The sequence below is a fragment of the Micromonospora sp. KC606 genome (genome assembly GCF_004348675.1).
Classification (GTDB): Bacteria; Actinomycetota; Actinomycetes; order Mycobacteriales; family Micromonosporaceae; genus Micromonospora.
The window spans coordinates 1-3,743 of the sequence record NZ_SMKN01000336.1; the positions used below are offsets into that span (position 1 = coordinate 1).

Here is a 3,743-nt window from a genome sequence, read left to right on the forward strand (position 1 = left end):
AGGGTGTGGGGTGGGCCACACGGGGGGTGGTGACGGAGTTGGTTACTGACGAGTAGCATCCGGGGGAAATGCCAGTGCCGGCCGACCCTCATTCGGTCCGTAGCGCCGCCTGGCGGCGCGGAGGCCGAATTATGGTCGAAGAGGAGGCTCCAAGTGCCCCGTGAAGTTAGGGATGTCGTCTTCGTCGACGGCGTCCGCACCCCGTTCGGTAAGGCGGGTGGCATGTACGCCAACACCCGCGCCGACGACCTGGTGATCCGCTGCATCCGTGAGCTGCTGCGTCGTAACCCGCAGCTGCCCCCGGAGCGGGTCGAGGAGGTCGCCATCGCCGCGACCACCCAGATCGGCGACCAGGGCCTGACCATCGGCCGCACCGCCGCCCTGCTGTCCGGCCTGCCCAAGACCGTGCCCGGCTTCGCCATCGACCGGATGTGCGCCGGCGCGATGACGGCCGTCACCACCGTCGCCGGCGGCATCGCCATTGGCGCGTACGACGTGGCCATCGCCGGTGGCGTCGAGCACATGGGCCGGCACCCGATGGGCGAGGGCGTCGACGCCAACCCGCGGATCATCGCCGAGAAGCTGGTCGACCCGTCCGCCCTGGTCATGGGCGCCACCGCGGAGAACCTGCACGACCGGGTACCGCAGATCACCAAGGAGCGCACCGACGCGTTCGCGCTCGCCTCCCAGCAGAAGACCGCCAAGGCGTACGCCGACGGCAAGCTCCAACCCGACCTGGTGCCGGTCGCGGTCCGCGACCCGGAGACCGGGTGGGGCCTGGCCACCGTGGACGAGGCTCCCCGGGACACCTCGCTGGAGAAGCTCGCCACCCTCAAGACCCCGTTCCGCCCGCACGGCAGGGTCACCGCCGGCAACGCGGCCGGCCTGAACGACGGCGCCACCGCCAGCCTGCTGGCCGCCGAGTCCACCGCCCGCGAGCTGGGCCTGCCGATCGCCATGCGGCTGGTGTCCTACGGCTTCGTCGGGGTCGAGCCCGAGGTGATGGGCGTCGGCCCGATCCCGTCGACCGAGAAGGCGCTGCGCATCGCCGGCCTGACCATCGACGACATCGGCCTGTTCGAGCTCAACGAGGCGTTCGCCGTGCAGGTGCTCGCCTTCCTCGACCACTTCGGCATCGCCGACGACGACCCGCGGGTCAACCCGTGGGGTGGCGCGATCGCCATCGGTCACCCGCTGGCCTCCTCGGGCGTACGGCTGATGACGCAGCTCGCCCGGCAGTTCGCCGAGCACCCCGAGGTCCGTTACGGCCTCACCGCCATGTGCGTCGGCATCGGCATGGGCGGCACCGTGATCTGGGAGAACCCGCACTGGGAGGGTGGCAAGTGAGCGCGAGGAACGAGCGAGTCCCGCAGTCGCGAACGGAGGGTGTCAACGTATGAGCGCGCTCGTCGCACCGAACGAGGTCGTCACCAAGGCGCTGCTGCGCCAGGTGAACGTGCCGGGGCTCGACCGCCCCGCCGCCCTGATCACCCTGGACAACGGCTTCGACCACACCAAGCCGAACACCTTCGGGCCGGCCGGTCTGACCAGCCTCGACGAGGCGATCACCACCGCCCTGGCGGCGAACCCGGCGTTCATCGCGGTCACCGGCAAGCCGTACGTCTTCTGTGTCGGCGCGGACATCACCAGCCTGCCGCAGCTCGCCGACCGGGCGCAGGCGCTGGAGATCGGCCGGCTCGGCCACCGGGTCTTCGCCCGGCTCAAGGACAGCGCGATCCCCACGTTCGCCTTCGTCAACGGCGCGGCGATGGGCGGCGGCCTGGAGCTGGCGCTGCACTGCCACTACCGGACCCTGTCGGGAGGCGCGGCGGCGCTGGCCCTGCCCGAGGTCTTCCTCGGCCTGGTCCCCGGGTGGGGCGGCACCCAGCTGCTGCCGAACCTGATCGGCATCCCGGCCGCCACCCAGGTGATCATCCAGAACCCGCTCATGCAGAACAAGATGCTCAAGCCGAAGCAGGCCGCCGAGATGGGCATCGCGGACGTGCTGCTGGAGCCGGCGGACTTCCTCGAGCGGTCCCTGCAGTGGGCCGCCGGTGTGGTCTCCGGCGAGGTCACCGTGACTCGGCCCGAGGTCGACAAGGACATGTGGGCCGGGGTGCTCTACTTCGCCCGGCAGACCCTCGACCAGCGGCTGCACGGCGCGGTCCCGGCCGCGTACAAGGCGCTGGACCTGCTGGAGACGGCGAAGGACGCCGACTTCGCCACCGGCACCGCCGCCGAGGACGAGGCGCTGGCCGACCTGATCTTCTCCGAGGAGCTGCGCAGCGGCCTTTACGCCTTCGACCTGGTGCAGCGGCGGGCCAAGCGGCCGGCCGGCGCGCCGGACAAGAGCCTCGCCCGCCCGGTGACCAAGGTGGGCATCGTCGGCGCCGGCCTGATGGCCAGCCAACTCGCCCTGCTCTTCGCCCGCCGCCTCCAGGTGCCGGTCGTGATGACCGACCTGGACCAGTCCCGGGTCGACAAGGGCGTGGCGTACGTGCACGCCCAGATCGAGAAGGCAGTCAGCAAGGGCCGGATGGACAAGGGCACCGCCGCCAAGCTGTACGGCCTGGTCAGCGGCGCGGCCAAGGCTGACGCCTTCGCCGCCGCCACCTCAGGCCAGCGCACATCGTTTGCTGACTGTGACTTCGTCATCGAGGCCGTCTTCGAGGACCTGAACGTCAAGAAGCAGGTCTGGGCCGAGCTGGAGAAGGTCGTCAAGCCGGAGGCCGTGCTGGCGACGAACACCTCGTCGCTGTCGGTCACCGCCATGGCGGAGGAGCTGGAGCACCCGGAGCGGGTCGTCGGCTTCCACTTCTTCAACCCGGTCGCCGTGCTGCCGCTTCTGGAGATCATCCGGGGCGAGCGGACCGACGACGCGACCCTGGCGACCGCGTTCGCGGTCGGCAAGCAGCTGAAGAAGTCCTCGGTGCTGGTCTCCGACGCCCCGGCGTTCGTGGTCAACCGGCTGCTGACCCGCTTCCTCGGCACCGTCTTCGCCGCTGTCGACGCCGGCACCCCGCTGGAGGTGGCCGACCGCGCGCTGGACCCGCTCGGCCTGCCGATGCGTCCGCTCGCCCTGCTCCAGCTGGTCGGGCCGGCCGTGGCGTACCACGTGGGCGGCACCCTGCACGCGGCGTTCCCGGACCGGTTCGGCGTCAGCGAGAACCTCAAGCGGATCGCCGACTCCGGCCAGCCGATCGTGGTTGACGACCAGATCAACGACGAGGTCGCCAAGCTGCTCGTGGTCGGCGACCAGCCGCTCACCGAGGAGCAGGTGCGCCAGAACGCGCTCGACGCCCTGGCCCAGGAGATCCGGCTGATGCTCGACGAGGGCGTCGTCGCCGAGGCGCAGGACATCGACCTGTGCATGATCCTCGGTGCCGGCTGGCCGTTCCACCTGGGCGGCGTCACGCCGTACCTGGACCGCACCGGCACCAGCGAGAAGGTCACCGGCCGGCGGTTCCTGCCCCGCGGGGTGGCCAGCCTGCCCGCCTGAGCCATCCCCGCTCCCCCACGACCGCGGCGGTCGGCGCCCCCCTGCCGGGGCGTCCGGCCGCCGCGGTCGTCCGGTCGGGGCGTCAGGCGGCACGCAAGCGTCGTCGGGTTGCGGTACCGGGTCAGACTCGGGCTGGGCAGCGCGGCCGGCCCCGGCTCGCTACCATCACGCGTCCTCACCCCTCGCCTGGAGCTGAATGATGTCCACACCGCCGGTCGACCCGTGGTCCGCGCAGCCGCAGTCC

Annotated in this window: 2 protein-coding genes; both read left to right on the forward strand. The window is 71.4% G+C overall.

Going from position 1 to position 3,743, the window contains the following annotated elements:
* The first annotated feature begins 153 nt into the window (after nucleotides 1-153).
* Complete coding sequence (locus tag E1193_RS30475) at nucleotides 154-1,347, forward strand: thiolase family protein (RefSeq protein ID WP_132186587.1); 1,194 nt, start codon at nucleotides 154-156, stop codon at nucleotides 1,345-1,347.
* 49 nt (nucleotides 1,348-1,396) lie between these two features.
* A complete protein-coding gene (locus tag E1193_RS30480) occupies nucleotides 1,397-3,499 on the forward strand; it encodes a 3-hydroxyacyl-CoA dehydrogenase NAD-binding domain-containing protein (protein ID WP_132186588.1) in 2,103 nt (700 codons plus the stop codon).
* The last annotated feature ends 244 nt before the right edge of the window (nucleotides 3,500-3,743 follow it).